The organism is Streptomyces fradiae (assembly GCF_041270065.1).
GTDB lineage: Bacteria > Actinomycetota > Actinomycetes > Streptomycetales > Streptomycetaceae > Streptomyces.
Genome location: NZ_CP065958.1, coordinates 4,832,078 through 4,858,778, shown reverse-complemented (window position 1 = coordinate 4,858,778; position 26,701 = coordinate 4,832,078). Strand labels below are relative to the sequence as shown.

Below are 26,701 nucleotides of genomic sequence, written 5' to 3'. Positions count from 1 at the left end.
CTGTTGATTCCTGGGAATTGTGCCGCACGCGATGCCCCTTCGCGGGGTCCGGCACCCCTCGCGCGGGAGTGATTGAAGAGTCATCACATTGACGGAAAGGAGTGTTCTACGACAGGAGTTCGGGCTCCGCCCGGCTGATCCGCCGCCACAGCGGCTGGTAGTTGATCCAGGCCACCAGGTCGCTGCCCAGCTGCTCGCGGGTGGCGACGGCGTCGCGGTGGTCGATCAGGACCGGTTTGCCGGCGGCCCGGGCGGTCAGCTGTACCTGGGCGCAGCGTTCCATGGCGATGAACCACCAGGCCGCCGCGTCGACCGAGGAGCCGACCGTGAGCAGTCCGTGGTTGCGCAGCACGATGGCCTTGAAGGTGCCGAGCGCGACGGCGATCCGGCGCCCTTCCTCGGGGTCGACGACGACCCCGGTGTAGGCGTCGTAGAGGGCGTGGTCCTGGTAGAAGGCGCAGGACTCCTGGGTGATCGGGTCGAGCAGTTCGCCGAGCGCGGCGAGCGCCCGGCCGTGCGGGGAGTGGGTGTGGGCGACCGCGACCACGTCGGGCCTGGCCCGGTGCACGGCCGCGTGCACGGTGAAGGCGGCCTGGTTGACGTGGTGGTCGCCGTACACGACCTGTCCGGCGCCGTTGACCAGGATGAGATCGCTCGCGGTGAGGTCGGCGAAGGGGGCGCCGAAGGGGTTCACCCAGTAGCAGTCGGGGTGCTCGGGGTCGCGGGCGGTGATGTGCCCGGAGACGCCCTCCTCGTAACCGAGCCGCCCGAAGGTCCGCAGCGCGGCGGCGAGCCGCTGCTTGCGGTGGGCGCGCTCCTCGCCGGCCGTCGCGTGGACGGGCGGCATGGCGAAGTGGAGCCGGTCGACGGGGACGGGGGCCGGGGCGGGGGCGGGCGCCGGGATCTCGGTCATGCGCCGGAAGGTAACGCCCGGCAGGTCAACTCACCAGAGTCCGTACGGACAAACGGCGAAGCCGCCGCCCCCGGTGCGAAACGGGGGCCGACGGCTTCAATCCCGCACGGCTGCGCGTACGGCAGCGCGTACGGGAGGGACTACTCCCACTCGATGGTGCCCGGCGGCTTGCTGGTCACGTCGAGGACGACGCGGTTGACGTCGGCGACCTCGTTGGTGATGCGGGTCGAGATGCGGGCGAGCACCTCGTACGGCAGGCGCGACCAGTCGGCGGTCATGGCGTCCTCGGAGGACACCGGGCGCAGCACGATCGGGTGGCCGTAGGTGCGGCCGTCACCCTGGACGCCGACGGAGCGGACGTCGGCGAGCAGCACGACCGGGCACTGCCAGATCTCGCGGTCGAGACCGGCGGCGGTCAGCTCCTCGCGGGCGATGGCGTCGGCCTCGCGCAGCAGGTCCAGGCGCTCCTTGGTGACCTCGCCGACGATGCGGATGCCGAGGCCGGGGCCGGGGAACGGCTGGCGCTGGACGATCTCGTCCGGCAGGCCGAGCTCCTGGCCGACCATGCGGACCTCGTCCTTGAAGAGCTGCCGCAGCGGCTCGACGAGCTCGAACTCGATGTCGTCGGGGAGTCCGCCCACGTTGTGGTGGGACTTGATGTTGGCGGTGCCGGTGCCGCCGCCGGACTCGACGATGTCCGGGTACAGGGTGCCCTGGACCAGGAAGGCGACCTCGGGGCCCTCCTCCTGGAGGATCTCCAGCTGCGCCTGCTCGAAGACGCGGATGAACTCGCGGCCGATGATCTTCCGCTTGGTCTCCGGGTCGGAGACGCCGGCGAGGGCGTCGAGGAAGCGCTTCTCCGCGTCGACGACCACCAGGCGGGCGCCGGTCGCGGCGACGAAGTCCTTCTCGACCTGCTGGGTCTCGCCCTTGCGCATCAGACCGTGGTCGACGTAGACGCAGGTGAGCTGGTCGCCGATGGCCTTCTGGACGAGCGCGGCGGCCACGGCGGAGTCGACGCCGCCGGACAGACCGCAGATGGCGCGCTTGTCGCCGACCTGGGCGCGGATGGCCGCGACCTGCTCCTCGATGACGTTGCCGGTCGTCCAGGTGGGCTCGATGCCGGCGCCGCGGTAGAGGAAGTGCTCCAGGATCTGCTGGCCGTGCGTGGAGTGCAGCACCTCGGGGTGGTACTGGACGCCGTACAGCTTCTTCTCGTCGTTCTCGAAGGCGGCGACCGGCACGACGTCGGTGGACGCGGTGACGGCGAAGCCCTCGGGCGCGGCGGAGCAGGCGTCGCCGTGCGACATCCACACCGACTGCTCGGCCGGGGTGCCCTCGAAGAGGGTGGAGCCGGACTTGGAGACGTGCAGCGGGGTGCGGCCGTACTCACGGGCACCGGTGTTGTCGACGGTGCCGCCGAGCGTGGTGGCCATCAGCTGGAAGCCGTAGCACATGCCGAAGACGGGGACGCCGGCCTCGAAGATCTCGCGGTCGAGGCGCGGGGCGCCCTCGGCGTAGACCGACGACGGGCCGCCGGACAGGATGATCGCCTTCGGGTTCTTGGCCAGCATCTCGGCCACCGGCATGGTGGACGGGACGATCTCGCTGTAGACCCGCGCCTCACGGACGCGTCGGGCGATGAGCTGGGCGTACTGGGCCCCGAAGTCGACAACGAGGACTACGTCCGGGTTGGTGACGTCGGGCGCGGCAGCGGGGGGCGCTGATGACACTACGGCGGCCTTCCGGCGGTAGGAGGGGTTCCCCGGGGGGTTCCCCCGAAGGGGGCTATTTGTCGATTCTACCGGCGCGCCGCGGCCGGCTTTCGTCTCACCATCCGAACCCGGGTTGCCCCCGGCTTCCGCGCGGGGTCCATACTGGGGCCATGCGCAAGCTCACGACCTTCGTCTTTACCTATGGCAACCGGCCCACCGGCTGCCATGGTCGTGCTGCTTGAGCAACTGACAAGCGACTTCCCAGGCGCCCCGGGCCGACAAGGCCCGGGGCGTTCTGCTTGTCCCGGGCCACCGGCCCCGGGGCTCCCGGACCCGACACCCCGAGGAGCCCACCATGAGCACGCAGACCACCACGGTCCCCCAGCAGACCGCCACCGCCCGGACCGTCACCGAGCAGACCGGCGCCCGGACCGCCGAGGCCGCGGCCCTGATCGGCGACGCCCGCGAGCGCATCGACGCGCTCGACGACCGGATCATCGGTCTGATCCAGGAACGGATGGCCGTCTCGGCCGTCATCCAGGAGGCCCGGATCTCCTCCGGCGGCCGGCGGGTGAACCTCGCCCGCGAGATGGAGGTGCTCGGCCACTACCGCGACGCCCTGGGCAAGCCGGGCACGGCGCTCGCGATGACGATGCTGGAGCTGTGCCGCGGCCGCGTCTGAGCCGAGGTCCGTGGACCACGAGGGTGCGCCCCCGCACCCGAGTTCGGTGCCGTTCTCACCCGTACGGCGCGTGACCGCGCCCGGCACCCCTTCGTTGGGCGTGTTGTCCGTGCCAGCCAGGGGCGGGCCCAAAAAAGACCACGCGTGGCTTCGCTGGGGCGTGTGACGTACCTCTGGTGCGTCGTGGGACCTCGCCCCAGCGCATGTGACCGGACGGCAGGGGACAGCAGCCCGGTCACCCATCAAGGGCGGTCGGTCCCGGGGACGCCCGGGGCCGGCCGCAACCGGCCGATCGATCCAGGACCCCCGATCCGAGACCCCCGTCCCGCTCCCCCACGAGCCTCACACCCCACGAACCCCCGACACCACCACGGCGCTCCACCCCCCGGCGCCGTTCCCCAGGCACCGCCGCAGCCCTGACGCCGGTGCCGCTTCCAGGGGCCCCGCGCCCGCGACCGGAATCGCGACGCGGGGCCCCTGTGTTGTACGCCCCCGCCCCACGTGACGCGCGTCACATAAAGATCTCGTGAGCGGGCTACAACCAATCCCCCAGGTCACCGGTCATCTATGCAGCACCACCCGAAAGCTGGAGGGGCGCTGCACTCGGAGGGGGGTGCAGCGCCCTTTCCATTTTCCGGAGTCCGGCCGGGGTCTCCCGTGATCCGTTCAGGCCTTCTTCGGCGGGACCGCCGGGATGCCCAGGAACGGCAGCTTCAGCGCGCCGAAGGCCTCCGCCGGGACGGCCGGGGAGGCCGGCTGGACGGCCGCGACCCGTACGTACGCCTCGCCCTGGCCCGGCCGCGGGTCCTGCTCGCCCTTGTTCGGCCAGAAGGACATCGCCCGCTCGGCCTGCGCCGTGATCGTCAGCGAGGGATTGACGCCGAGGTTGGCGGAGACGGCCGCGCCGTCGACCACCGAGATGCCCGGGTGGCCGTAGAGCCGGTGGTACGGGTCGATGACGCCGGACTCGGCGTCGGCGCCGATCGGGCAGCCGCCCAGGAAGTGGGCGGTCAGCGGGGTGCCCATCAGCTCGCCGACGTTGGAGCCGGCGAAGCCGTTGATCTCCTCGGCCATCAGGGAGGCGGCGCGGGTCGCGGCCTCGATCTGGGTCGGGTTGGGCGCGCCGTGCCCCTGGCGGGCGGTGAGCAGGCCCTTGCCGAGGCCGCCGGGCTTGCGGAAGGTGGTCAGGGAGTTGTCCAGGGACTGCATGACCAGGCCGATGATGGTGCGCTCCGACCAGCGGCGGTTGGACAGCGACCGCAGCGCGAGGGTCGGGTGCTTGACGATCTCCAGGAGCCACTTGCGGACCCGGTGCGCGCCGTAGGGCACCTGGAGGACGGTGAGGCCGCCCATGGAGTTGGAGCCCTTGCCGTAACGGACCGGCTCGATGTGGGTGTTCTCGTCAGGGTGGATGGACGAGGTGATCGCGACGCCCTTGGTGAAGTCGGCGCGCTCCTTGCCGTGCCGCTTGCGGTAGCGGCGGTCGGTGGTCTGCGAGCCGACCAGGGCCTCGGAGTTGGTGCGGGTCAGCTCGCCGAGGCGGCCGGAGATGTGGGGAAGGAGTCCGGTGTCCTTCATCCGGTGCAGCAGGGTCTGGGTGCCGTACGTACCGGCCGCGACGACCACCCGGCGGGCGGTGAAGGTGCGTCCGGCGCCCTTCTTGCGGTTGTCGGTGGGCAGCGTCTTCACGGCGTAGCCGCCGCGCGAGTCCTCGGTGAGGGCGACCACGGTGGTCATCGGGTGGACGACCGCGCCGGCCTTCTCGGCGAGGTAGAGGTAGTTCTCGTTGAGGGTGTTCTTGGCGCCGTGCCGGCAGCCGGTCATGCACTCGCCGCACTCGGTGCAGGCCTTGCGGGCCGGGCCCGCGCCGCCGAAGTACGGGTCGGCGACCTCGCCGCCCGGCCGCGCCTTCGCCGTACCGTCCGCGTCGGAGCCGTCGCCGAAGAAGACGCCGACCGGGGCCATGTGGAAGGTGTCGCCGATGCCCATGGCCTGGGCGGTGGCCTTCAGGTGCACGTCGGACGGGGTCATCGTCGGGTTGAGCCGGACGCCCAGCATCCGCTTGGCCTGGTCGTAGTACGGGGCGAGCTCGTCGCGCCAGTCGGTGATGTCCTTCCACTGCGGGTCGTCGAAGAACGGGGCGAGCGGCTCGTAGAGGGTGTTGGCGTAGTTGAGCGAGCCGCCGCCGACGCCGGCGCCCGCGAGCACCATGACGTTGCCGAGCAGATGGATGCGCTGGATGCCGTAGAGACCGAGGGTCGGGGCCCAGAGGAAGTTCTTCAGGTCCCAGGAGTTCTTCGGCAGGCTCTCGCGGGTGTAGCGGCGGCCGGCCTCCAGGACGCCGACCCGGTAGCCCTTCTCGGTGAGCCGGAGGGCCGTGACCGAGCCGCCGAAGCCGGAGCCGACGACCACGACGTCGTAGTCGTACGAACCGTCCTCGGCCTGATTCTGGGCAGGGGGTACCGCGGTCATGGCTCTCCTCGTACGAGAAAGGGGTGATCGGGGAAGGACGTCAGGGCGTCAGCGGAGGCGCAGGGCCTTCATGACCTTCAGGGAGGTGCTCATGAAGGCGGCGTACTTCTCGTCGTCCATCCCGAAGGAGGGCGCGAGCGGGAGCAGCCGCTGCTGGGCCACGGTCTGGGCCTCGGTGTACTTGAGGATGCCCTCGGAGCCGTGGCGCCGGCCGAGGCCGGAGTCCTTCATGCCGCCCATCGGGGACTGCACGCTGCCGTACGCGGGCGCGTACCCCTCGTTGATGTTGACGGTGCCGGTGCGCAGCCGGGCGGCCACCGCGTGGCCCCGGCGGGAGTCGGTGGTCCAGACGGAGGAGTTCAGGCCGTACGGGGTGGCGTTGGCGAGCGCGACGACCTCGTCCTCGTCCCGGAAGCGGTAGATCGAGACGACCGGGCCGAAGGTCTCCTCGGTGCAGACGGCCATCGGGGCGTCGACGCCGTCGAGGATGGTCGGCTCGAAGAAGTACGGGCCGATGTCGGGCCGGGCGACGCCGCCGGCGACCAGCTTGGCGCCCTTGGCGACGGCCTCCTCGACGTGCCGGGTGACGGTCTCCAGCTGGCGCTCGCCGACCAGGGAGCCCATCTCGGCGCCGTACGCGAGGGAGTTGCCGAGCCGCATGGCCTTGGTGCGGGCGGCGAACCGGGCGACGAAGTCGTCGGCGATCGACTCGTGGACGTACAGCCGCTCGATGGAGATGCACAGCTGGCCGGCGGAGGAGAAGCAGGCGCGGACGGCGCCGGCGGCGGCCTTCTCGACGTCGGCGTCCTTGAGGACCAGCATGGCGTTCTTGCCGCCGAGCTCCAGGCTGACGCCGACCAGACGGGCGGCGGCGCCCTGGGCGACCTCGCGGCCGGTGCGGGTGGAGCCGGTGAAGGAGACGTAGTCGGCGTGCTTGACGACCTCGGGGCCGACGACCGGGCCCTCGCCGAGCACGACCTGGAAGACCTCGGCGGGGAGACCGGCCTCGATCAGCAGGTCGCGGGCCCACAGGGCGGTCAGCGCGGTCTCGGTGTCCGGCTTCATGACCACGGCGTTGCCGGAGACGAAGGCGGGCAGGGCGTCGCCGACCGACAGCTCCAGGGGGTAGTTCCAGGGCGCGATCTGGCCGACGACCCCGCGCGGCTGGCGCAGCTCGGTGACCTTGGTGAGGGTCGGGACGACGCCGGTGTGGTGCTTGGGACGCAGGTACGAGGGGGCCTTGCGGCCGTAGTGGCGGGCGGCGACGGCGACGGCCTGCACCTCCTCGTGGGCGTGCAGCCGGGCCTTGCCGGTCTCCAGCTGGATGAGGTCGAGGACCTCGGACTGGCGCCGGAGGACCAGGTCGTGGAAGCGCAGCAGCACGCCGGCGCGGGTCTTGACGGGGGTCGCGGCCCAGGCGGCCTGGGCGGCGCGGGCGCGGCGGTAGGCCTCGGCGACGTCCTCGGGGGTGGCCTCGGGCAGGTCCGCCAGCTTCTCCCCGGTGAAGGGGGTGTGGTTGGCGGTACGGCCGGAGCCGGCGACCCCGCGGGTGAGCCGGGCGACCAGCTCGGGCGTGACCACGCCGGCGGCGGTGCGCGCACCGGCGGGGGCGGCGGCGACGGGGTTGGTGCCGGGGGTCGCCGGGGCCGGGGTGGCGGTGGCCGTTGCCGTGACCGTGGTGGAGGGTGCCTGCGAGTCCGTCATGAGGGCGAGGGTAGGCGGCATTCCCGGCTTTGGGTACCCGTCGGTAACGCGTTTTCACCGGGTGCGCACATCGTGCCAGTGTTCGCTGGCACATAAGCCCTGATCAGGGGCTTGTGTCCGGTCGGGCGTGCGATTCGCCTCTACTCAGGCTGCTCGCTCCGTCCGCCCCGTCCGCTCAGTCCGACTGGCCGCCCGGGGCCTGCCAGTGCTGCGTCACGACGTCGAACTGCTCCCGGGTGGTCTCCCAGCTCTCCTCCGGCGAGGCCATGTACAGGGCGTACTCGGTGCCGTCGTCCGCGTAGTAGATCTGGTCGATCGCGTGCCGGGGACCCGGGAACTCCTGCTTCTCGGTCCAGCTGAACTCCCACCGCGCGGACTTGACCTGGTCCCGGTAGGTGTTCTGGTTCAGCAGGATCCGCTGGTAGTCGAGCCGCTTCTTGAGCGTCTTCTCCAGGTCGAGGACGTGCATGTAGGGGTTCTCGAAGTCGGGCGAGGGGTCGATGCTGATCCGGATGCGGTGCTTGCCGTTGTCCGGGGTGTAGTCGATCTGGTCGCCGTCCTTCTGCCGCTTCCAGCCGTCGGGGACGACCAGGCTGAAGCCCTTCGGGTCCTGGACCCGGTGCCAGCCGGCCGGGACGTCGCCCTTGGCCGGATCGTCGGCGGGGTCCTTCGAGGAGCCCTGGGACGGGTCCTTCGTGCCGTGCTGACCGGTCGGGTCGCCCTTGTCGCCGAACTGCGTCATCGCGACGAAGACCGCGCCGCCCGCGAGCAGGCCCGCGAGGACGGCGGCGAGCAGGGCGGGGCGCCAGCGCCCGCGGCCCCCGCCGGAGGACTGGCCCCCGCCGGAGGGCCGGCCGGCGCCCGGCGGCAGACCACCGGGGACGGTCGCGCCGGGCGGCGCGCCGACCGGGGCGTGAACGGGGTGCGGAACGGGCTGACGGGGCTCGGGGGCGTGGGCGGTGCCGGGGGCCTGGGCGGGGCCGGCGAGCTGCTCCTCGTACGGTACGGGCAGCGGGGTCGTCGTCCCGGGCGCGGCGGCGGCCAGCTCCTCGGCCTCGATCCGCTGGGTCGGCACGTACGCCTGCGCGGACTGCGGCGCTCGCCCCTCCATGGCGTCGAGCAGCATCCGCTCGGCCTCGTCGGCCTGCGGGCGCTGGTCGGGGTCCTTGCGCAGCAGCGCCACGATCACGGGCGCGAGCGCGCCGGCCCGCTCCGGGTACGGCGCCTCCTCCGTCACCACGGCCTGCATGGTGCTGATCGGCGAGCTGCGGCGGAACGGCGAGTTGCCCTCCACCGCCGCGTACAGCGTGGCGCCGAGCGACCACAGGTCGGAGGCCGGGCCGGGGTCGCCGCCGCGCACCCGCTCGGGCGCCAGATAGTCGATGGAGCCGACGAGTTCGCCGGTGCGGGTGATCGAGGAGTCGCCCTCGATGGCGGCGATCCCGAAGTCGGTGATGAGCACCCGGCCGTCGCGCGCGAGCAGCACGTTGCCCGGCTTCACGTCGCGGTGCAGCACCCCGGCGGCGTGCGCGGCGCGCAGCGCGCCGAGGACGTGCAGACCGATCCTGGCCGCCTCGCGCGGCACGATCGGCCCGGCCTCCTTGGTCGCGTCCGCGAGCGAGGGCCCGTCCACGTACTGCATGACGATCCACGGGCGGTCGTCGTGCTCCAGGACGTCGTGCACGGTGACGACGCCCGGGTGGGTGATCCGGGCGGCCGCCCGGGCCTCCTTCTGGGTCCGGGCGTGCAGAACCAGTCGATCGGCCTCGGCCACGAACCGGCCCGCCGTCAACTCCTTGACGGCCACGACCCGGTGCAGCACCTCGTCGTGGGCGCGCCAGACCTTGCCCATGCCGCCGCGTCCGATGGACTCGGCCAGCCGGTAGCGCCCGGCCAGCAACAGCCCGGTCCCGGCGCTCTCAGAGTGTTCCACGTGCCCCCGCTTGGTCGCTTCGGAGACAAGATTACGGAGGGGAGGACGGCGTGCGGAACCTCGGGGCGGGCTTTGGGAACAACCTGTAACCATAGGCGGTTTCAAGCCACCCTGTGTGAGCGCCCGTCAGCGGGTTGCGGTGGGGCCGGCGGGAGGCGGCGTCGGGTGGGGTCAGCGGGTGGCGCGGTAGGCCTTCACCGCCTGGTCGTAGATTTCGGACACCTTGTCGCGCTCGTTCTCCGGGCCGATGACCTGCACGATGTGATAGCTCCCGCCCTGGATCAGGGCGAGGTTGCGCACGAACACCTCGCGCCCGGTGCTGTCCTGCCAGGTGAACTGACCGACCGCCATGGCCTGGGTGCCGATGTCGATCCGGCGCAGACCGGAGGCGCCGGACCAGGACGAGTCCCGCCAGGGCTGGAGCTCGCGCTCCTTGGTCCGCTGGTACGCCAGCGGGTCCGCGCCGTTGGCCGCCACGGTGTCCCGGCCGGGCACCACGATCAGGGTGAAGTCCCCGCCGGTGAAGCGCACTTGCCCGGCGTCGTTGATCGGACTGCGGCGCCAGCCGCGCACCACGCCGACCTGGAAGCCCTCGGGGTCCTTGCGCAGCTCGTAACCGGCGCGCAGGGAGGGCGCGGAGGGGTCGACGGCCGGCGGGGTGGCGGTGGCCGGTTTCGTCGGGGTGGGCGCGGTCGTGGTGCCGGCCGTCGGGCGGCCGCCGCCGTCGGCGGGCGGCGCCGAGGGACTGGCCGGGGCGCCGGACTTCGCCGGGGGCGCGCCGGAACCGTCCGCCCTCTCACCCGACTTGGGCAGGAACCATACGGCGTACGCGACGGCTCCCGCGAGCAGCAGCAGAATCAGAAGCAGCAGCGTCCGGCCGAGGGAGCGCGGGGAGCCCGAGGGGCGCCCGGGGCCGCGGGGGGCTCGGGAGGCGCGCTGCGGTATCTCCTCGTGCGCCGCCTCGTCGGGGTACGCGGCGTACGCCGTCGAGGCGTGCGCCGTCGAGGCGTGCGCCGTCGCCTGATGGGCGGTGTGCGCCGAGTACGGCATGTCGCGCCCGGTGCGGCCCTTGGCCTGGCGGTGGCGGTGCCGTCCGCCGCCCGCTCCCCCGCGTCTGCGGCGCACCAGTTCGCCGCGGCGGCGGACGATGGGCAGCCGGGTGGCGTCTGGCGAGGGCAGCGGGACGACACCGAGGCCGGCCTCGGGCTCGGGCGCCGAACGGACCAGGGAGCGCAGCCAGCCGCTCAGCTCCTCGACGTCGGGGCGCTCGGTGGGGTCCTGGCGCAGCAGCGACTCCACGACCGGCCGCAGCGGGCCGCACTCCTCGGCGAAGGCGGGCGGCTCGGCGCAGACCAGCTGGACCAGCTCGGCGGCGCTGTCCTCGGGGTACGGGGCGTGGCCCTGGACGGCCCGGTAGAGCAGCGCGCCGAGCGCCCACAGGTCGGTGGCGGGGCCGATGGGCGGGGCCAGCCGCCAGTGCTCGTGGACCGGGCCCGCCTGCTCCGGCGCCCACCGCTCGGTGACGGCGCCGACCACGGCCATCCTGGTCTGCCGGGCCCGCTCGGCGGCGAGCCGGGTGGCCGGGCCGCGGTACGCGTCGGCGACACGGCTGCCGGCGCCGGGCTCCGACGGCCCGGCGGGCGCGGCGGCCGGCTCGGGCATGGCCGCCCGGTACCCGGCGGGGAGCGCGGGCAGCGCGGAACCGCCGCCGGCCGGGAGGGAACGGCCGCCGTCGCGGGAGGCGTGCGGGCCGTCGGTCCAGTTCCCCTTCAGATACGCGCGGGGCGGCGGCGTGCGCCCGTACGTGCCGCCCGTCTCGTCGTCGTCCCCGTCATCGTCGTCGTCCTCGCCGACCCGGGTCCACCACTGGGGCTCGGGCGGGGCGGGCGGCCCGGCGGGCGGCCCCGCGGGTTCGTTGGACTGCTCCGGCTGCTCCGGCTGCTCGGGTCCGGCGGGCTCGGCGGGGCGCTGGGCCGGGAGGGCGCCGGTCTCGCCGATCCGGGCGGCGGCGCGGGCGCCCGCGCGGTACGCGGCGATGGCCCCCGCGCGCGCCTGGCGCAGATCACCGGCGGGCGGCACGGCGGGCGCGGGCACGACCGACGCCGCGGGCAGCTCGGGCCGAGCGGCGCGCCCGGGGCCGTACGGGGTACCGCCGTGCGGTCCGTATCCGGTGGCACCGGGCGCCTCGGGACCGTCATCGGGGTCCTCGTCGTCGCCCTCGTGAGCGTCCGGGGCGCGGCCGGGCCCGTCGAGGTAGGCCTCGTCGGGTGCCGTTCCGGCCAGATAGGCCTCGTCGGGATAGGCCTCGTCCGGGTCACCCTCCTCGGGCTCCCGGGCCGGGGGCAGCACGGTGCCGCCGCCGAACTCCGCGTACGCCTCGGTCTCGTACGGGTCGTAGGCCTCGGTCTCGTACGCCTCGGCCTCGTACGGCTCCGGGTCGGCCTCGTGGGCCTCGGCCTCGTGCTCGTACGGCTCCGGCGTCTCCGGGTACACCGGGAAGTCGTCCGGCTCGTCCTCGTCCGGCACCGGGGCGTAGCCGCAGAGGGCCTCCTCGGCGGCGCCGGCGGCGAGGCCGGTGAGGACGACCCGGCCGTCGTCGCAGACGAGGACGGTGCGGGCGGTGACGTTGCGGTGGGTCCAGCCGTGGGCGTGCAGGGCGCGCAGGGCGGTGAGCAGGTCGGCGCCCATCTCGGCGGCGCGGTAGGGGCTGAGCGGGCCCTCGGCGAGAAGTTCGGAGAGCGGGACGGCGGCGACGAACTCGCTCACTATCCACAGCGAACCGGCCTCGGCGAACACGTCGAAGACCTGGTCGAGGCGCGGGTGGTCGGGGATCCGGGCGGCGGCCTGGGCCGCCTCGACGGCGCGCCGGACGGTCGGGTCGGCGGGGCGGCGGGTGGCCCGGCCGGGCTCCGTGTAGGGCCGGTCGTCGAGGAGTTCGGCGTCGACGATCTCGGGCAGCGGCACCTGACGGATGCGCACTTCCTGGCCGCTGTAGGTGTCGAAGGCGCGGGTCTCCGCGGATTCGGCCTCGTACGCGTCCGGCGGTGGCAGGGGCAGGCGGTAGCGGTCCGCGAGCACCCTTCCGGCGTAGTCGTCCACGACGCCTCCCCACGCGCCTGCTGTCCCCCGTGCCCCGCCCTCACGGTGTCGGGCGGGGCCTCTCACGATACGTGCGCCGTTCAGTCCTTGGGGCTGAACGTGACGAACGCGGTCTCCCGCAGGGTCTTGCACTCCGCCTCGTTCCAGGCGTCGGCCTGGCAGCTGATCATGATCGAGTAGCCGTGGTCGGCGTCGACCTTGAAGCCGCGGTTGAGGACGTGGATCCGCTGCCCGGCCTGGGTGCGCTCGAACTCCCAGTCCGCGACGGTCGGATAGCCCTTGTAGGAGACCGGCCCTATGCCGATGTGCTTGTACCCGTTGCTGCTGGCGGCGACGCCGGCCATGGCGGCGCGCCAGGCGGCGGCCGCGTCGTCCTTCGGGCTGGCGTTGAAGTCGACCTGGACGCGCGGGAACGAGCCCTTGGAGGCGTTGAATATCCCGCCCGAGTTCTCGCCCGCTATGGCGGTCATCCTGAACGAGGAGGGCATCGCCATGGAGAAGTGGAAGCGGTCGTTGCTCACCATGACATAGCCGGCGGGCAGCTTGGCTCCCGTGCCGCCGCCGGTGTCGTCGCCCTGGTCGCCGTCCTGGTCGCCGCCGCCGGGCTGTCCGGAGGGCGTGGTGCCGCTCTGGCCGCCGCCGGTGTCGGCCGGCTGGCCTCCGCTGCCCTGCTGGCTCGGGTCGCCGGAGGTCTTGTCCTTGTTCTGCCCGTCGGTGCCGGCGGAGGCGGTGGTGCCGCCGTCGGTGCCGCCCTTGCCCTGGTCGGCGGCGTCCCCGCCGCCGAGGGCGACGTACAGGATCGTGCCGAGCAGTGCGGCGACGACGACCGCGGCGATGATCACCAGGGTGCGGCGCGGGACGACGTCGGTGAGCGAGGCCCGGGTGGGCGCGGGCCGGCCCGGGGTACCGGGGCCGGTGGCCGGGCGCTGCGGCTCCGGGCGGGCCGCGGAGGCGTTGCGCACCGACTTCAGGGCGCCGCGCATCCGCTCGGCGACCGCCTCGGCGGGCTTCGCCTCGGGGGCGGCCGGCGGGTTCTCGGGGAGCGGGGGCAGCGGCACGATCCGGGTCGCCTCGGGCGAGGGCTCCGGCGGTGCCTCGGGCGCGTCGAGGACGGCGCGCAGCAGGGCGCGGGCGCCGCTGTCGTCGAGCCGCTGGTCGGGGTCCTTGGCGAGCAGGCCGTAGATGACCTTCTCCAGGTGCGGCCCGGCGTTCTTCGGCGGGTCGACCGGTTCGGTCATCACCGCGGTGAGGGTGGCGATGGCGGAGCCCTTGTCGTAGGGCGGGCTGCCCTCGACGGAGGCGTAGAGAAGTCCGCCGAGCGACCACAGGTCGGCGGCGGGGCCGGGCTTGTGGCCGCGGGCGCGCTCGGGCGAGATGTACGAGGGCGCGCCGACGAGCATGCCGGTGGAGGTGATCGAGGGGTCGCCCTCGACCTGGGCGATGCCGAAGTCGGTGAGGACGACCCGGCCGTCCTCGGCGATGAGCACGTTGGACGGCTTCACGTCGCGGTGCAGGATGCCCTCGCGGTGCGCGGAGCGCAGCACGTCGAGGATGGCGAGGCCGACCTCGGCGGCGCGGCGCGGGGTGAGCGTGCCGTCCTCGCGCACGGCGTCGGCGAGGGACTTGCCCTCGATGAGCTCCATGACGATCCACGGGCGGTCGTCCTCGTCGACCACGTCGTAGACGGTCACGGCGCCGTTGTTGCGGATCCGGGCGATGGCCTTGGCCTCGCGCAGGGTGCGGGTGATGAGCCGACGCTTCTCGTCGTCGTCGATGCTGTTGGGGAAGCGGAGCTCCTTCACGGCGACGGTCCGGCCGAGGGTCTCGTCGACCGCCCGCCACACCGTGCCCATGCCGCCGCGGCCGAGGACCACCCCGAGCCGGTACCGCCCGGCGAGCAGCCGCCCCTCGGCGGACGCGGCGTCAGCGCGCCCGGTGCGCCCGCCGGTTCCGGTCGCGTCGGCCCCGAACCCGGCCACGGGAGCGACCCCGTCGGTGGACCCGCTGCGCGCGGCGCTCGTGGCCTTGCCGAGCCCGACCGGCTGCCGCGCCGCGGGCGCGGCGGCCCGGTCGGCCGCCGTAGCCGAGGCCCGCCCGGCAGCCGATCCGGCTTCGCCATCGGCGGGTCCGACCTGCGGCGCCGGTGCCCCGGACCGGGCGGCAGCCCTGGTCTCGGCCGCAGCCTCGTTCCCGGTCCCGGACTTGGGCGCGGCCTTGGTCAGCCCGACCGGCGCGGCGTCGGCGACGGCGTCCTTCGGCGCGTCCCCGCGCCCACCGTCCCCAGCCGGCTCGTCGGCCTTGGCGCCGGCAGGCCCGTCCCCGGACGTGTCCGCAGAACCGCCCGCCGCCCCGGCCGCCGGCGCGGCACCCGCGCCGGCATCCGCCGAAGCCCGCCCGGCGGGCGGTTCGGCTCCGTCGGCCGGTCCGTCCGCCCGCGCGGCACCCGCGCCTGACGCACCGCCCGCCGCGGCACCCGCGTCCACGACGGTCGCCGCCTCGTCCCGCTCCGCCTTGCGCGCGGCCGGGACCGCGCCCCGGTCGCCGTCGGTGGCGGCGCCCGCGGCGGAGTCCCGCCGGGGGTCCTGCCCCGTGTCCCGCGACTGCTCCGCCTCCGACATGCGTCCCCTCTGCGATCCCTGTTTCTCGCCCGCGTCCGGCGCTCCCGCGCGATGCGGCAACCAGCCCTGGAAGAGAGCTCATTGTCCCTCACTCCGGGACCGGTGACTCCCCCGGGTCCGCACTCCGAGAACGCCGGCCACCCCCGGGAAGTGCCCCTATCGGGTCAGATGGGCACGATGTCCGGTGCTCCGAGGCGGGCCGCGTCCGCCGTCAGGTCGTCGGGCTGGCGCTGGGATTCGCGCTCGGCCTCGACCCTTTTCTCGTAGTGCTCGACCTCCTTGTCGATCTGCCGGGCGTCCCAGCCGAGCACCGGGGCCATGAGTTCGGCGCATTCGCGGGCGCTGCGGGTGCCCCGGTCGAAGGTCTCGATGGAGATGCGGGTGCGCCGGGTGAGGACGTCGTCGAGGTGGCGGGCGCCCTCGTGCGAGGCGGCGTAGACGATCTCGGCCTTCAGATAGTCCTCGGCGGCGGGGAGCGGGGCGCCGAGGGCCGGGTCGGCGGCGATCAGGTCGAGGATCTCCTCCGTCAGGGAGCCGTAGCGGCCCAGCAGATGCTCGACCCGGGCCACGTGGAGGCCGGCCCGGGCGGCGATGCCCGCCCGCGCGTTCCACAGCGCCCGGTAGCCCTCGGCGCCGAGCAGCGGGGTGTCCTCGGTGACGCAGGCGGCGACCCGCTTGTCGAGGGCGTGGACGGCCTCGTCGACGGCGTCCTGGGCCATCACCCGGTAGGTCGTGTACTTGCCGCCGGCCACCACGACCAGGCCGGGCACCGGGTGGGCCACGGTGTGTTCGCGGGAGAGCTTGCTGGTGGCGTCGGACTCGCCGGCCAGCAGGGGCCGCAGGCCCGCGTAGACCCCTTGGACGTCGTCGCGGGTGAGCGGGGTGGCGAGCACGCTGTTGACGTGTTCCAGGAGGTAGTCGATGTCGGCGCTGGAGGCGGCCGGGTGGGCCTTGTCGAGGTCCCAGTCGGTGTCGGTGGTGCCGATGATCCAGTGCCGGCCCCAGGGGATGACGAAGAGCACGGACTTCTCGGTGCGCAGGATGAGTCCGGTGGTGGAGTGGATGCGGTCCTTGGGCACGACGAGGTGGATGCCCTTGGAGGCGCGGACGTGGAACTGGCCGCGCTCGCCGATGAGGGCCTGGGTGTCGTCGGTCCACACCCCGGTGGCGTTGACGATCTGACGGGCCCTGACCTCGTACTCCCCGCCGGCCTCGACGTCCTGGACGCGGGCGCCGACCACCCGCTCGCCCTCGCGCAGGAAGCCGACGACCCGGGCCCGGCTGGCCACCCGCGCCCCGTAGCTCGCGGCGGTGCGGACCAGGGTGGTGACGAAGCGGGCGTCGTCCATCTGTGCGTCGTAGTACTGCAGGGCGCCGACCAGGGCGTCCTTGCGCAGGCAGGGGGCGACCCGCAGGGCGCCGCGGCGGCTGAGGTGCCGGTGCACCGGGAGGCCGCGGCCGTGTCCGGAGGAGACCGACATCGCGTCGTACAGCGCGACGCCCGAGCCCGCGTACAGCCGCTCCCAGCCCTTGTGCTGCAACGGGTAGAGGAACGGGACGGGTTTCACGAGATGGGGTGCGAGCCGTTCGAGCAGCAGGCCGCGCTCCTTCAGGGCCTCGCGGACCAGCGCGAAGTCGAGCATCTCCAGATAGCGCAGGCCGCCGTGGATCAGCTTGCTCGACCGGCTGGACGTGCCGGAGGCCCAGTCGCGGGCCTCGACGAGACCGGTGGCGAGGCCTCTGGTGGCGGCGTCCAGGGCGGTGCCGGCGCCGACCACTCCGGCGCCCACGACCAGGACGTCCAGTTCGCGCTCGGCCATCGCCGCGAGCGCCTCGGTGCGCTCGGCGGGTCCCAGTGTCGCTGTCCTCACGGTGGCTGCCTCCCGTCGTCCCCCGACTTGCCGGACCTGCCGGACTTCCCGACGTCCCGGCTTCCAGCACGCGAACCGGGTCGCTGTGGCCCGGCTCACACCCTCGATTCTGTCCCGGCCCCCCGACTTCAGCCACCGCCCCCGCCCCACCCTGTGGATAACACTCGGCAACCTTCGACCGCACAATCCCGCAAATCGGTCATATTTACTCTTAGTCTGACATTGCGTTCGCCCCCTTCGGTCCACAGGGCTTGCGCACCGCGTCCCCTCCGGCTACCCGGCTTCTGGGAAGGACGGCCCATCCCCCATGCCCGCTGATCTCGCCGTCATCGGCCTCGGCCACCACGGACTCCCGCTCGCCAGGGCGGCCACCTCGGCCGGCATCGACACCGTCGGCTACGACACCGACCCACGCGCCGTCGCCGAACTCGCCGCCGGACGTTCCCCCGTGGACGGCTCCCTCACCGCCGCCGAGATCCGCCGGATGCTGTCCGCCGGCTTCCGGCCCGCCACCGACCCCGCCGAACTCGGCCGGGTCCGCACCGCCGTCATCTGCGCCCCCACCCCGCCCGGCCCGGACGGCGCCCTCGACCTCGGCGCCGTCACCGACGCCGCCCGCGCGCTCGCCGCGCGCCTTCGCCCGCACACCACCGTGCTCCTGGAGTCCCCGGTGCCGCCCGGCACCACCGAGGGCCCGCTGCGCGCACTCCTGGAGTCCGGCTCCGGGCTGCGCGCGGGCCGCGACTTCCACCTCGCGTACTCCCCCGGCCGCCTCGACCCCGGCAGCCGGGTGCACGGCGGCGCCCACGGCTTCGCCGTCACCCCCAAGGTGATCGGCGGGCTCACCCCCGCCTGCACCGAGGCCGCCGCCGCCTTCTACGGGCGCCTCACCGACAAGGTGGTGCGCGCCCGCGGGCCGCGCGAGGCGGAGACCGTCAAACTCCTGGAGACCAACTTCCGGCACGTCAACATCGCCCTCGTCAACGAGATGGCGGTGCTCTGCCACGAACTCGGCGTCGACCTCTGGGACGTCATCCGCTGCGCCGAGACCAAGCCCTACGGCTTCCAGGCCTTCCGCCCCGGCCCCGGTGTCGGCGGCCACGGAGTCCCCGTCGACACCGTCGCCGGTCACCGCCCGCTGCGGCTCGTCGAACTGGCCGGCCAGGTCAACGAGCGGATGCCGCAGTACGTCGTCCAGCGCTGCGCCACGCTCCTCAACGAGCACGGCAAGTCCGCGCGGGGCGCCCGGGTCCTGCTGCTCGGGGTCACGTACAAGCCCGATCTCGCCGACCGCCAGGCCTCGCCCGCCGACGAGATCGCCCGCCGGCTCATGGACCTCGGCGCGGCGGTCAGCTACCACGACCCGTACGTCCCCGACTGGCGCGTCCGCGACCTCCCGGTCCCGCGCGCCGACTCCCTCTACGAGGCCGCCGCCCACGCCGACCTGACGATCCTCCTGCAGCACCACCGCACCTACGACCTCCAGGGCCTCGCGGTGAAGGCCCAGCTCCTCCTCGACACCCGGGGGGCGACCCCGGCGGGCGCGGCGCACCGGCTCTGACCCGGGCAGTCCCGATCCGGGCAGTGGTGACAAGGGGCGCCGATATCCGGTGCGCCCTGTCAGCGCGGGCTGCTAGCCTCCGGGCGCTCGATCGCACAGCCGTGCGTCGCCGTATCCCAGGGGGGATTCCCAGATGAGCCAGTCCGTTCCGCCGCCCGGCAACCCGTTCGCGCAGGGCGCCGAGCCCCAGCCGTACCCGGTCGCGCCGCCGACCCCGCCGGCCCGCTCCAACATGGGGCTCGGCCTGGTCGCGGCCGTGGTCGCCGCGCTCGTCGCGGCCGGCGTGTACGGCGCGATCGCCGGCGCCATCGAGCGGGAGATCGGCTGGGCGGCCGTCGGCGTGGGCTTCCTCGTCGGCTTCGCCGCCGGCAAGGCGGGCGGCCGCAACCCGGCCCTGCCGGTGATCAGCGCGGTGCTCTCGCTCGGCGCCGTCTACCTCGGCCAGCTGATCACCCTGGCGATCATCGGCGGCAAGGAGCTGAACGTCTCGGCGTCCACGCTCTTCTTCGACCACTTCGACGTGCTCACCCAGGCCTGGAAGGAAGAGCTGGACCCGCTGACCTTCCTGTTCTTCGCCCTCGCCGCCTTCGCCGCGTTCAGCGGCTCGAAGAAGGCCTCGGACTGAGCCGTACGGGTACGGACAGCCGTACGGGTACGACGAGGGCCCCGCACCACTCGGTGCGGGGCCCTCTCGCGTACGTACGACAGCGGGTCAGCGCTTGTGCTCGGACTCCGCGACCGTGACCTCGACGCGCTGGAACTCCTTGAGCTCGCTGTAGCCCGTGGTGGCCATCGCGCGGCGCAGGGCGCCGAAGAAGTTCATCGAGCCGTCGGGGGTGTGGGACGGGCCCGCGAGGATCTCCTCGGTGGTGCCGACCATGCCGAGGTCGACCAGCTTGCCGCGCGGCACGTCCTCGTGGACGGCCTCCATGCCCCAGTGGTGGCCCTTGCCGGGCGCGTCCGTGGCGCGGGCCAGCGGGGAGCCCATCATGACCGCGTCGGCGCCGCAGGCGATCGCCTTCGGGAGGTCGCCGGACCAGCCCACGCCGCCGTCGGCGATGACGTGCACGTAACGGCCGCCGGACTCGTCCATGTAGTCGCGGCGGGCCGCGGCCACGTCCGCGACGGCGGTGGCCATCGGGACCTGGATGCCGAGCACGTTGCGCGTGGTGTGCGCGGCGCCGCCGCCGAAGCCGACCAGGACGCCCGCGGCGCCGGTGCGCATCAGGTGCAGGGCGGCGGTGTAGGTGGCGCAGCCGCCGACGATCACGGGGACGTCGAGCTCGTAGATGAACTGCTTGAGGTTGAGCGGCTCGGCGGCGCCGGAGACGTGCTCGGCGGAGACGGTGGTGCCGCGGATGACGAAGATGTCCACGCCGGCGTCGACCACGGCCTTGGAGAACTGCGCGGTGCGCTGCGGGGAGAGCGCGGCGGCGGTGACCACGCCCGAGTCGCGCACCTCCTTGATGCGCTGCCCGATCAGCTCCTCCTTGATCGGCGCCGCGTAGATCTCCTGCAGACGGCGGGTCGCGGTGGCCTCGTCGAGCTCGGCGATCTCGTCGAGCAGCGGCTGCGGGTCCTCGTAGCGGGTCCACAGGCCCTCGAGGTTCAGCACGCCGAGGCCGCCGAGCTCGCCGATGTGGATGGCGGTCTGCGGCGAGACGACCGAGTCCATGGGGGCGGCCAGGAAGGGCAGCTCGAAGCGGTAGGCGTCGATCTGCCAGGCGATCGAGACCTCCTTCGGGTCCCGGGTGCGCCGGCTCGGTACGACGGCGATGTCGTCGAACGCGTACGCCCTGCGGCCGCGCTTGCCGCGCCCGATCTCGATCTCAGTCACGTTGTGTGGCCTTTCCCTCTTGGTCTGCGCCTACCAGTATCCCCGAACCACGCCGAAGGGGCGGCTCCGGTCACATGCCGGAACCGCCCCTTCCAGACGTATGCCGTCGCTCGGTGTTACTTCCGGTGTTACTTCCGGCTGTAGTTCGGCGCCTCGACCGTCATCTGGATGTCGTGCGGGTGGCTCTCCTTGAGGCCCGCCGCGGTGATCCGGACGAACCGGCCCTTGGACTCCATCTCGGCGACGGTGGCCGCGCCCACGTAGCCCATGGTCTGGCGCAGGCCGCCGACGAGCTGGTGCAGCACGTTGGCCAGCGGGCCGCGGTAGGGCACCTGGCCCTCGATGCCCTCGGGCACGAGCTTGTCGTCGGAGGCGACGTCGGCCTGGAAGTAGCGGTCCTTGGAGTAGGACCGGCCCTGGCCGCGGGACTGCATGGCGCCGAGCGAGCCCATGCCGCGGTACGACTTGAACTGCTTGCCGTTGATGAAGAGCAGCTCGCCGGGCGACTCCTCGCAGCCCGCGAGCAGGCTGCCGAGCATCACGGTGTCGGCGCCGGCGGCCAGCGCCTTGCCGATGTCGCCGGAGTACTGCAGGCCGCCGTCGCCGATCAGCGGGATGCCCGCCGAACGGGCCGCGAGGGAGGCCTCGTAGATGGCGGTGATCTGCGGGACGCCGATGCCGGCGACCACGCGGGTGGTGCAGATGGAGCCCGGGCCGACGCCGACCTTGATGCCGTCGACACCGGCGTCGATCATCGCCTGCGCGCCGTCGCGGGTGGCGACGTTGCCGCCGATCACGTCGACGTTCACGCTGGACTTGATCTTCGCCATCCAGCTCAGCGCGTTGCTGTTGTGGCCGTGCGAGGTGTCGACGACCAGGAAGTCCACACCGGCGGCGGCGAGCGCCTGGGCGCGCTCCAGGGACTCCGGGCTGGCGCCGACGGCGGCGCCGACGAGCAGCCGGCCCTCGGCGTCCTTCGCCGCGTTCGGGTACTTCTCCGCCTTGACGAAGTCCTTGACCGTGATGAGGCCCTTGAGGACGCCCTTGTCGTCGACCAGCGGCAGCTTCTCGATCTTGTGGCGGCGCAGCAGCTCCATGGCGTCGACGCCGGAGATGCCGACCGTGCCGGTGACCAGCGGCATCGGGGTCATGACCTCGCGGACCTGGCGGCTGCGGTCGCTCTCGAAGGCCATGTCGCGGTTGGTGACGATGCCGAGCAGCTTGCCGGCCGGGTCGGTGACCGGGACGCCGCTGATGCGGAACTTGGCGCAGAGCGCGTCCGCCTCGGCGAGGGTGGCCTCCGGGTGCACGGTGATCGGGTCGGTGACCATGCCGGACTCGGAGCGCTTCACCAGGTCGACCTGGTTGACCTGGTCCTCGACGGACAGGTTGCGGTGCAGCACGCCGACGCCGCCGAGGCGGGCCATGGCGATGGCCATGCGGGACTCGGTCACCTTGTCCATCGCCGCGGAGAGCAGCGGGATGTTCACCCGGACATTGCGGGAGATGCGGGACGAGGTGTCGACCGCGTTGGGGAGCACCTCGGATGCACCCGGCAGCAACAGCACATCGTCGTAGGTCAGCCCGAGTGTCGCGAATTTCTCGGGCACTCCGTCGACGTTGGTCATGACACCTTCCCCAATGGCCTTGATCGGTGCGGATGTCCATGCTAACGGGCCCGGACCGTGTCTCATTCCACGATCAAGATCAGCGAGGATCTTTGGACATTCCTACGTGTACGTGAGGGACACCCGCGAACGGAGACCCTTACTGCCCGGCAGGCACCCGCAGCCACTGTTCGGCGAGAACCTGCGGCTACTGCTCGGCGAGCGCCCGCAGCCGGCTCAGCGCGCGGTGCTGGGCGACCCGGACCGCGCCCGGGGACATCCCGAGCATCTGCCCGGTCTCCTCGGCGGTCAGCCCCACGGCCACCCGCAGCACGAGGAGTTCGCGCTGGTTCTCCGGGAGGTTGGCGAGCAGCTTCTTGGCCCATTCGGCGTCGTCGCTGAGGAGCGCGCGCTCCTCGGGGCCGAGGGAGTCGTCGGGCCGCTCGGGCATCTCGTCGGAGGGCACGGCCGTCGATCCGGGGTGCCGCATGGCGGCCCGCTGGAGGTCGGCGACCTTGTGGCCGGCGATGGCGAAGACGAAGGCCTCGAAGGGCCTGCCGGTGTCCTTGTAGCGCGGCAGCGCCATGAGGACGGCGACGCAGACCTCCTGCGCGAGGTCCTCGACGAAGTGACGGGCATCACCGGGCAGCCGGTTCAGCCGGGTGCGGCAGTAGCGCAGGGCGAGCGGATGTACGCGCGCGAGGAGGTCGTGGGTGGCCTGCTCGTCGCCCTCGACCGCACGGTGCACCAGTGCACCGATCTCACCCTGCCCGGCAGGCACGGGTGATCCCGCGGTCTCGTCGTCGCGCATCGCTCCATGGTGCCCCGACGCCCGCTGGTTCGCGGCACCGCGTCCGTAGTTGTGCACCGAAGCGTTATGAGCAGGTGCGCCGGGACTCATCTCCTGCGCCCTCCCCTTCCGCTCGATCTCCGCCGGCTCGTTCGTCTCGTCCCCGAGGAACTCCACGTCTTCAAGGATGCGGCATTCCGCGGGGAAGTGACACAAGCCCACCCCGTCCGCCCCTCGACAGACGGGGATGCGGACGGGGACACGGCCGATGGCCGCAGGTCAGCGGACCAGGCCCCAGCGGAATCCGAGCGCGACCGCGTGCGCCCGGTCGGAGGCACCCAGCTTCTTGAAGAGGCGCCGGGCGTGGGTCTTGACCGTGTCCTCGGAGAGGAAGAGCTCGCGCCCGATCTCCGCGTTGGACCGGCCGTGGCTCATGCCCTCCAGGACCTGGATCTCGCGCGCGGTGAGGGTGGGCGCGGCGCCCATCTCGGCCGAGCGCAGCCGGCGCGGGGCGAGCCGCCAGGTCGGGTCGGCGAGGGCCTGGGTGACGGTGGCCCGCAGCTCGGCGCGCGAGGCGTCCTTGTGCAGATAGCCACGGGCACCGGCGGCGACGGCGAGCGCGACGCCGTCCAGGTCCTCGGCGACGGTCAGCATGATGATGCGGGCGCCGGGGTCCGCGGACAGCAGCCGGCGGACGGTCTCCACGCCGCCCAGGCCGGGCATGCGCACGTCCATCAGAATCAGGTCCGAGCGGTCCGCGCCCCAGCGGCGGAGGACTTCCTCGCCGTTGGCCGCGGTGGTCACGCGCTCGACGCCGGGCACGGTCGCGACCGCGCGGCGAAGCGCCTCTCGGGCAAGCGGGGAGTCGTCGCAGACGAGGACGGATGTCATGACTGACCTCCGCGGCTCTCGCAGCTGATGCGCGTCACCTTGAGCCTCCAGGGCTGGTACGTCGGGTCACCTGTGCGGTTGACGCCCTCGGACACCTGCCCGAGCGCTTGTTCCTTCAACCGCCTCCGCACTCTCAACGATGGTCACTCGAAAGAGTTACGGGTCGGACGGCCGCCTTCGGCACTCTACGTGAGGGACCGTACGCGGAGGAGAGCGTCGCAGGTCATCCGTCCTTCACCCGAAGCTATGCCCCATTTAGCGGGTTTTCTTCCCTTTTTGCGGTGTCTGTGGCTAGATTCGCAATGAGTCATATTTACATCTACTCAGTCAGTAGTTGTACGGTCGGACTCGAACCCGCGAGAGCGGGAACCCGAGACCCAGCGGGGGGCGAAGGGCCCCCGTTCGATCAGCCATCCACCCGCCCACCTATCCGTTCGAAACGGTTTCAACGGTTTCAAGGGGACAAGCGCAATGGCAGATTTCTCCCGCCTTCCCGGACCCAACGCCGATCTGTGGGACTGGCAGCTCCTCGCGGCCTGCCGCGGGGTCGACAGCTCCCTGTTCTTCCACCCCGAGGGAGAGCGCGGCGCGGCACGGAGTGCGCGCGAGAACTCGGCGAAAGAGGTCTGCATGCGGTGCCCGGTGCGCGCGGAGTGCGCGGCACACGCGCTCGCCGTACGCGAGCCCTACGGCGTCTGGGGCGGCCTCACCGAGGACGAACGCGAGGAACTCATGGGCCGGGCGCGCAATCGCCTGGTCACCACGGCGGCCGCGTCGGCGACGGCGGCGGCAGCAGCCCGGGCGTCCGCGGCCGGTCCCGCCGGCCTGACGACGCACGTCTGACGACACACGCCTGAAGGAACGTTTCTGCGCAGGAATTTCGACGTGACGTGACGTGACGTGCCCCGCTCCGCACGCGGCCCGGGGGCGTGCGGCGCGGGGACGTGCGGCGCGGGCGGCTCCCGGACGGGCCTTGAGCCCGGGGCCGTCACCCGGACGGCCCGACCCGGCCGTCCCGTACGGCGGCGGCCCGGTGCGGGGTCGTGCCCCGCACGGCCCACCGGCCCTCACCCGGACGGCCGCCCGCCGCTCACTCCGACGGCCCGCACCGCCTCACCCGTACGGCCCGGGGGCGCACGCCCGTACGACCCTTCACGCTCGGCCGGTGCAGCGGGGGAGCTCACCCGTACGGCCGAGGGCGGGACCACCCGTACGGACGCGGCCGCGCGTCACCCGAACGGCCCCTGCCCGGTCAGGCTCCGGCGGGCTCCGGGGTGCGGCCGACGCGGGCCGCGGCGCGGGTGAGTTCGTCGAGCGTGGCGGCGACCGCCGGGACCTGCGCCAGGTCCGGAAGGGTGAGCGCCACGATCTCCCGCTCCACGGCGGGCTCCACGGTGACGGTGACGGCGCCCCTCGGGCGTACGGAGTCGATGGCGAGCTCCGGAAGCACCGCCACGCCCAGGCCCGCGCCGACCAGGCCCACCACGGCCGGGTAGTCGTCGGTGGCGAAGTCGATCCGCGGGGTGAAGCCGGCCGTCTCGCAGACGTCGACCAGTTGGCGGCGGCAGCGCGGGCAGCCCGCGATCCAGGGGTCCTCGGCGAGTTCGCCGATCGCGACCGAGCCGGTGCCGGCCAGCCGGTGCGCCTCGGGGACCAGGCCGACGAGCCGGTCGGCGAGCAGCGGGCGGACCACCAGGTCGTCCCAGGCGTCGGCGCCGTTGGCCGGCCCCGCCCCGTACCGGAAGGCGAGCGCCACGTCGCAGTCGCCCTCGCGCAGCATCTCCACCGAGCGCGGCGGCTCGGCCTCCACCAGGGAGACCCGGGTGCCGGGGTGGGCGGCGCGGAGCGCGGCGAGGGCGGTGGGGACCAGGGCTGAGCTGCCGCTGGGGAAGGAGACCAGGCGCACCCGGCCGGCCCGCAGGCCCGCGATGGCGGCGACCTCCTCCTCGGCGGCGGTGAGCCCGGCGAGGATGCCGGAGGCGTGCCGCACCAGGGCCTCGCCCGCCTGGGTCAGCCGCATCTCGCGGCCGGTGCGCACGAGGAGCGGGGTGCCCGCGGAGGATTCGAGCGCTTTCATCTGCTGGCTCACCGCGGGCTGGGTGCAGCCGAGTTCGCGCGCGGCGGCGGAGAACGAGCCGGTGGCGGCGACGGCGCGCAGGACGCGGAGGTGGCGGGCCTCGATCATGTAGCGAGCATAAGGGAATCTTGGATCCGGCCGCGAATCCAAAGAAATACCTTTGAGGTCTGGACCACTCGCTGGCTACCCTTCCCCCATGGAGCTGCTGAGCGTGAACGTGGGCCGGGCCAAGACCGTGGAGTACACCAACGCCCCTTCCGGGACGTCGGCGATCGACAAGCGTCCGGTGGAGGGACCCGTAAGGGTCGAGGCGCCGCTGCCCGGCGGGGCGAGCGGGGTCGAGGGGGACGACGTGTGCGACCTGCGCTTCCACGGCGGCCCCGACCGGGCCCTCTACGCCTTCGCCCGCGAGGACCTGGACGCCTGGGAGCGGGAGCTCGGCCGGAGCTTCACCCCCGGACAGTTCGGCGAGAACCTCACCACCCGGGGCCTGGACGTCAACAACGCCCTGATCGGGGAGCGCTGGCGGATCGGCGACACCGTGGTCGTGGAGGTGACCGGCGGCCGCATCCCGTGCCGTACGTTCGCGGGCTTCGTCGAGGAGTCCGGCTGGGTGCGCCGCTTCAACGAGTCGGCGGCCGGGCCCGGGGCGCTGCTCCGGGTCGTGGTCCCGGGCGAGATCCGGGCCGGCGACCCGATGGAGATCGTGCACCGCCCGGCGCACGGCGTCACCGTCGCCCGGCTGCACCACGCGGCCGTCCGCGACCGCTCGCTGCTGCCGGAGACCCTGGTGGCGGCCGAGTGGATGGAGTCGGGGCTGCTCGACCTCGCCCGTACGTACACGGAGAAGTACGCGGGCGGCGACACCGAGTGATCCCGGGTCCGCGCCCGCCGCGGACCCGACGATCTCCCGCACACGGCGTTCACCCGG

The 26,701-nt window shown here is 73.2% G+C and carries 18 protein-coding genes; 5 read left to right on the top strand and 13 right to left on the bottom strand.

The window, feature by feature from the left end:
- Positions 1-106 precede the first annotated feature (106 nt).
- Both JAO84_RS22415 and guaA read right to left on the bottom strand, forming a co-directional pair.
- Complete coding sequence (locus JAO84_RS22415; RefSeq protein WP_370414458.1) at positions 107-913, bottom strand: class II aldolase/adducin family protein; 807 nt, start codon at positions 911-913, stop codon at positions 107-109.
- A 140-nt stretch (positions 914-1,053) separates the two neighbouring features.
- A complete protein-coding gene (gene guaA / locus JAO84_RS22410; protein ID WP_370414457.1) occupies positions 1,054-2,646 on the bottom strand; it encodes a glutamine-hydrolyzing GMP synthase in 1,593 nt (530 codons plus the stop codon).
- 337 nt (positions 2,647-2,983) lie between these two features.
- Between guaA and JAO84_RS22405 the strand changes: the two genes are divergently transcribed.
- Positions 2,984-3,310, top strand: a complete 327-nt coding sequence (locus JAO84_RS22405; protein WP_370414456.1) for a chorismate mutase — start codon at positions 2,984-2,986, stop codon at positions 3,308-3,310.
- A 666-nt stretch (positions 3,311-3,976) separates the two neighbouring features.
- Here JAO84_RS22405 and JAO84_RS22400 read toward each other — a convergent pair.
- The 6 genes from JAO84_RS22400 to JAO84_RS22375 all read right to left on the bottom strand — a co-directional run bounded on the left by JAO84_RS22400 (position 3,977) and on the right by JAO84_RS22375 (position 17,007).
- Positions 3,977-5,782: a GMC oxidoreductase gene (locus JAO84_RS22400; RefSeq protein WP_370414455.1), complete on the bottom strand. Its 1,806-nt coding sequence runs from the start codon at positions 5,780-5,782 to the stop codon at positions 3,977-3,979.
- Between the two features lie 48 nt (positions 5,783-5,830).
- On the bottom strand, positions 5,831-7,486 hold the full coding sequence (locus JAO84_RS22395; RefSeq protein ID WP_370414454.1) for a succinic semialdehyde dehydrogenase: 1,656 nt from the start codon (positions 7,484-7,486) through the stop codon (positions 5,831-5,833).
- Between the two features lie 175 nt (positions 7,487-7,661).
- Entirely contained in the window at positions 7,662-9,419 is a 1,758-nt protein-coding gene (locus JAO84_RS22390; protein WP_370414453.1) for a protein kinase, read from the bottom strand.
- A 171-nt stretch (positions 9,420-9,590) separates the two neighbouring features.
- Entirely contained in the window at positions 9,591-12,518 is a 2,928-nt protein-coding gene (locus JAO84_RS22385) for a protein kinase (RefSeq protein WP_370414452.1), read from the bottom strand.
- An 80-nt stretch (positions 12,519-12,598) separates the two neighbouring features.
- Positions 12,599-14,371, bottom strand: a complete 1,773-nt coding sequence (locus tag JAO84_RS22380) for a serine/threonine-protein kinase (RefSeq protein WP_370416836.1) — start codon at positions 14,369-14,371, stop codon at positions 12,599-12,601.
- Between the two features lie 929 nt (positions 14,372-15,300).
- A complete protein-coding gene (locus JAO84_RS22375) occupies positions 15,301-17,007 on the bottom strand; it encodes a glycerol-3-phosphate dehydrogenase/oxidase (protein WP_370414451.1) in 1,707 nt (568 codons plus the stop codon).
- Between the two features lie 307 nt (positions 17,008-17,314).
- Here JAO84_RS22375 and JAO84_RS22370 point away from each other — a divergent pair, with 307 nt between their 5' ends.
- Together JAO84_RS22370 and JAO84_RS22365 are read left to right on the top strand one after the other, a co-directional pair.
- On the top strand, positions 17,315-18,568 hold the full coding sequence (locus JAO84_RS22370) for a nucleotide sugar dehydrogenase (protein ID WP_370414450.1): 1,254 nt from the start codon (positions 17,315-17,317) through the stop codon (positions 18,566-18,568).
- Between the two features lie 133 nt (positions 18,569-18,701).
- A complete protein-coding gene (locus JAO84_RS22365) occupies positions 18,702-19,193 on the top strand; it encodes a hypothetical protein (RefSeq protein ID WP_370414449.1) in 492 nt (163 codons plus the stop codon).
- An 87-nt stretch (positions 19,194-19,280) separates the two neighbouring features.
- On the opposite strand, the gene JAO84_RS22360 is transcribed toward JAO84_RS22365, so the two are convergent.
- The 4 genes from JAO84_RS22360 to JAO84_RS22345 form a co-directional block, all read right to left on the bottom strand.
- Positions 19,281-20,405: a GuaB3 family IMP dehydrogenase-related protein gene (locus tag JAO84_RS22360; protein WP_265867533.1), complete on the bottom strand. Its 1,125-nt coding sequence runs from the start codon at positions 20,403-20,405 to the stop codon at positions 19,281-19,283.
- A 128-nt stretch (positions 20,406-20,533) separates the two neighbouring features.
- Positions 20,534-22,033 carry an IMP dehydrogenase gene (gene guaB / locus JAO84_RS22355; RefSeq protein WP_265867531.1) on the bottom strand — a complete coding sequence of 500 codons (1,500 nt, stop codon included), beginning with the start codon at positions 22,031-22,033 and terminating at the stop codon, positions 20,534-20,536.
- Positions 22,034-22,220: 187 nt separating this feature from the next.
- Complete coding sequence (locus JAO84_RS22350; RefSeq protein WP_265867530.1) at positions 22,221-22,823, bottom strand: sigma-70 family RNA polymerase sigma factor; 603 nt, start codon at positions 22,821-22,823, stop codon at positions 22,221-22,223.
- 258 nt (positions 22,824-23,081) lie between these two features.
- Entirely contained in the window at positions 23,082-23,693 is a 612-nt protein-coding gene (locus JAO84_RS22345) for a response regulator transcription factor (protein WP_003948568.1), read from the bottom strand.
- 471 nt (positions 23,694-24,164) lie between these two features.
- Between JAO84_RS22345 and JAO84_RS22340 the strand changes: the two genes are divergently transcribed.
- Positions 24,165-24,536 (top strand): WhiB family transcriptional regulator, encoded by a 372-nt coding sequence (locus tag JAO84_RS22340; RefSeq protein ID WP_370414448.1) that lies wholly within the window; start codon positions 24,165-24,167, stop codon positions 24,534-24,536.
- Positions 24,537-24,945: 409 nt separating this feature from the next.
- Here the strand turns inward: JAO84_RS22340 and JAO84_RS22335 are convergent, their stop codons facing one another.
- Entirely contained in the window at positions 24,946-25,878 is a 933-nt protein-coding gene (locus JAO84_RS22335) for a LysR family transcriptional regulator (protein ID WP_370414447.1), read from the bottom strand.
- 88 nt (positions 25,879-25,966) lie between these two features.
- Between JAO84_RS22335 and JAO84_RS22330 the strand changes: the two genes are divergently transcribed.
- On the top strand, positions 25,967-26,644 hold the full coding sequence (locus JAO84_RS22330) for an MOSC domain-containing protein (RefSeq protein WP_370414446.1): 678 nt from the start codon (positions 25,967-25,969) through the stop codon (positions 26,642-26,644).
- Positions 26,645-26,701: the final 57 nt, after the last annotated feature.

Bases quoted from the DNA above. Each gene is read 5' to 3' on its own strand.
- JAO84_RS22415 (WP_370414458.1), bottom strand. From the start codon at position 913: ATGACCGAGATCCCGGCGCCCGCCCCCGCCCCGGCCCCCGTCCCCGTC.
- JAO84_RS22405 (WP_370414456.1), top strand. From the start codon at position 2,984: ATGAGCACGCAGACCACCACGGTCCCCCAGCAGACCGCCACCGCCCGG.
- JAO84_RS22400 (WP_370414455.1), bottom strand. From the start codon at position 5,782: ATGACCGCGGTACCCCCTGCCCAGAATCAGGCCGAGGACGGTTCGTAC.
- JAO84_RS22395 (WP_370414454.1), bottom strand. From the start codon at position 7,486: ATGACGGACTCGCAGGCACCCTCCACCACGGTCACGGCAACGGCCACC.
- JAO84_RS22380 (WP_370416836.1), bottom strand. From the start codon at position 14,371: ATGGGCACGGTGTGGCGGGCGGTCGACGAGACCCTCGGCCGGACCGTC.
- JAO84_RS22370 (WP_370414450.1), top strand. From the start codon at position 17,315: ATGCCCGCTGATCTCGCCGTCATCGGCCTCGGCCACCACGGACTCCCG.
- JAO84_RS22365 (WP_370414449.1), top strand. From the start codon at position 18,702: ATGAGCCAGTCCGTTCCGCCGCCCGGCAACCCGTTCGCGCAGGGCGCC.
- guaB (WP_265867531.1), bottom strand. From the start codon at position 22,033: ATGACCAACGTCGACGGAGTGCCCGAGAAATTCGCGACACTCGGGCTG.
- JAO84_RS22350 (WP_265867530.1), bottom strand. From the start codon at position 22,823: ATGCGCGACGACGAGACCGCGGGATCACCCGTGCCTGCCGGGCAGGGT.
- JAO84_RS22345 (WP_003948568.1), bottom strand. From the start codon at position 23,693: ATGACATCCGTCCTCGTCTGCGACGACTCCCCGCTTGCCCGAGAGGCG.
- JAO84_RS22340 (WP_370414448.1), top strand. From the start codon at position 24,165: ATGGCAGATTTCTCCCGCCTTCCCGGACCCAACGCCGATCTGTGGGAC.
- JAO84_RS22335 (WP_370414447.1), bottom strand. From the start codon at position 25,878: ATGATCGAGGCCCGCCACCTCCGCGTCCTGCGCGCCGTCGCCGCCACC.
- JAO84_RS22330 (WP_370414446.1), top strand. From the start codon at position 25,967: ATGGAGCTGCTGAGCGTGAACGTGGGCCGGGCCAAGACCGTGGAGTAC.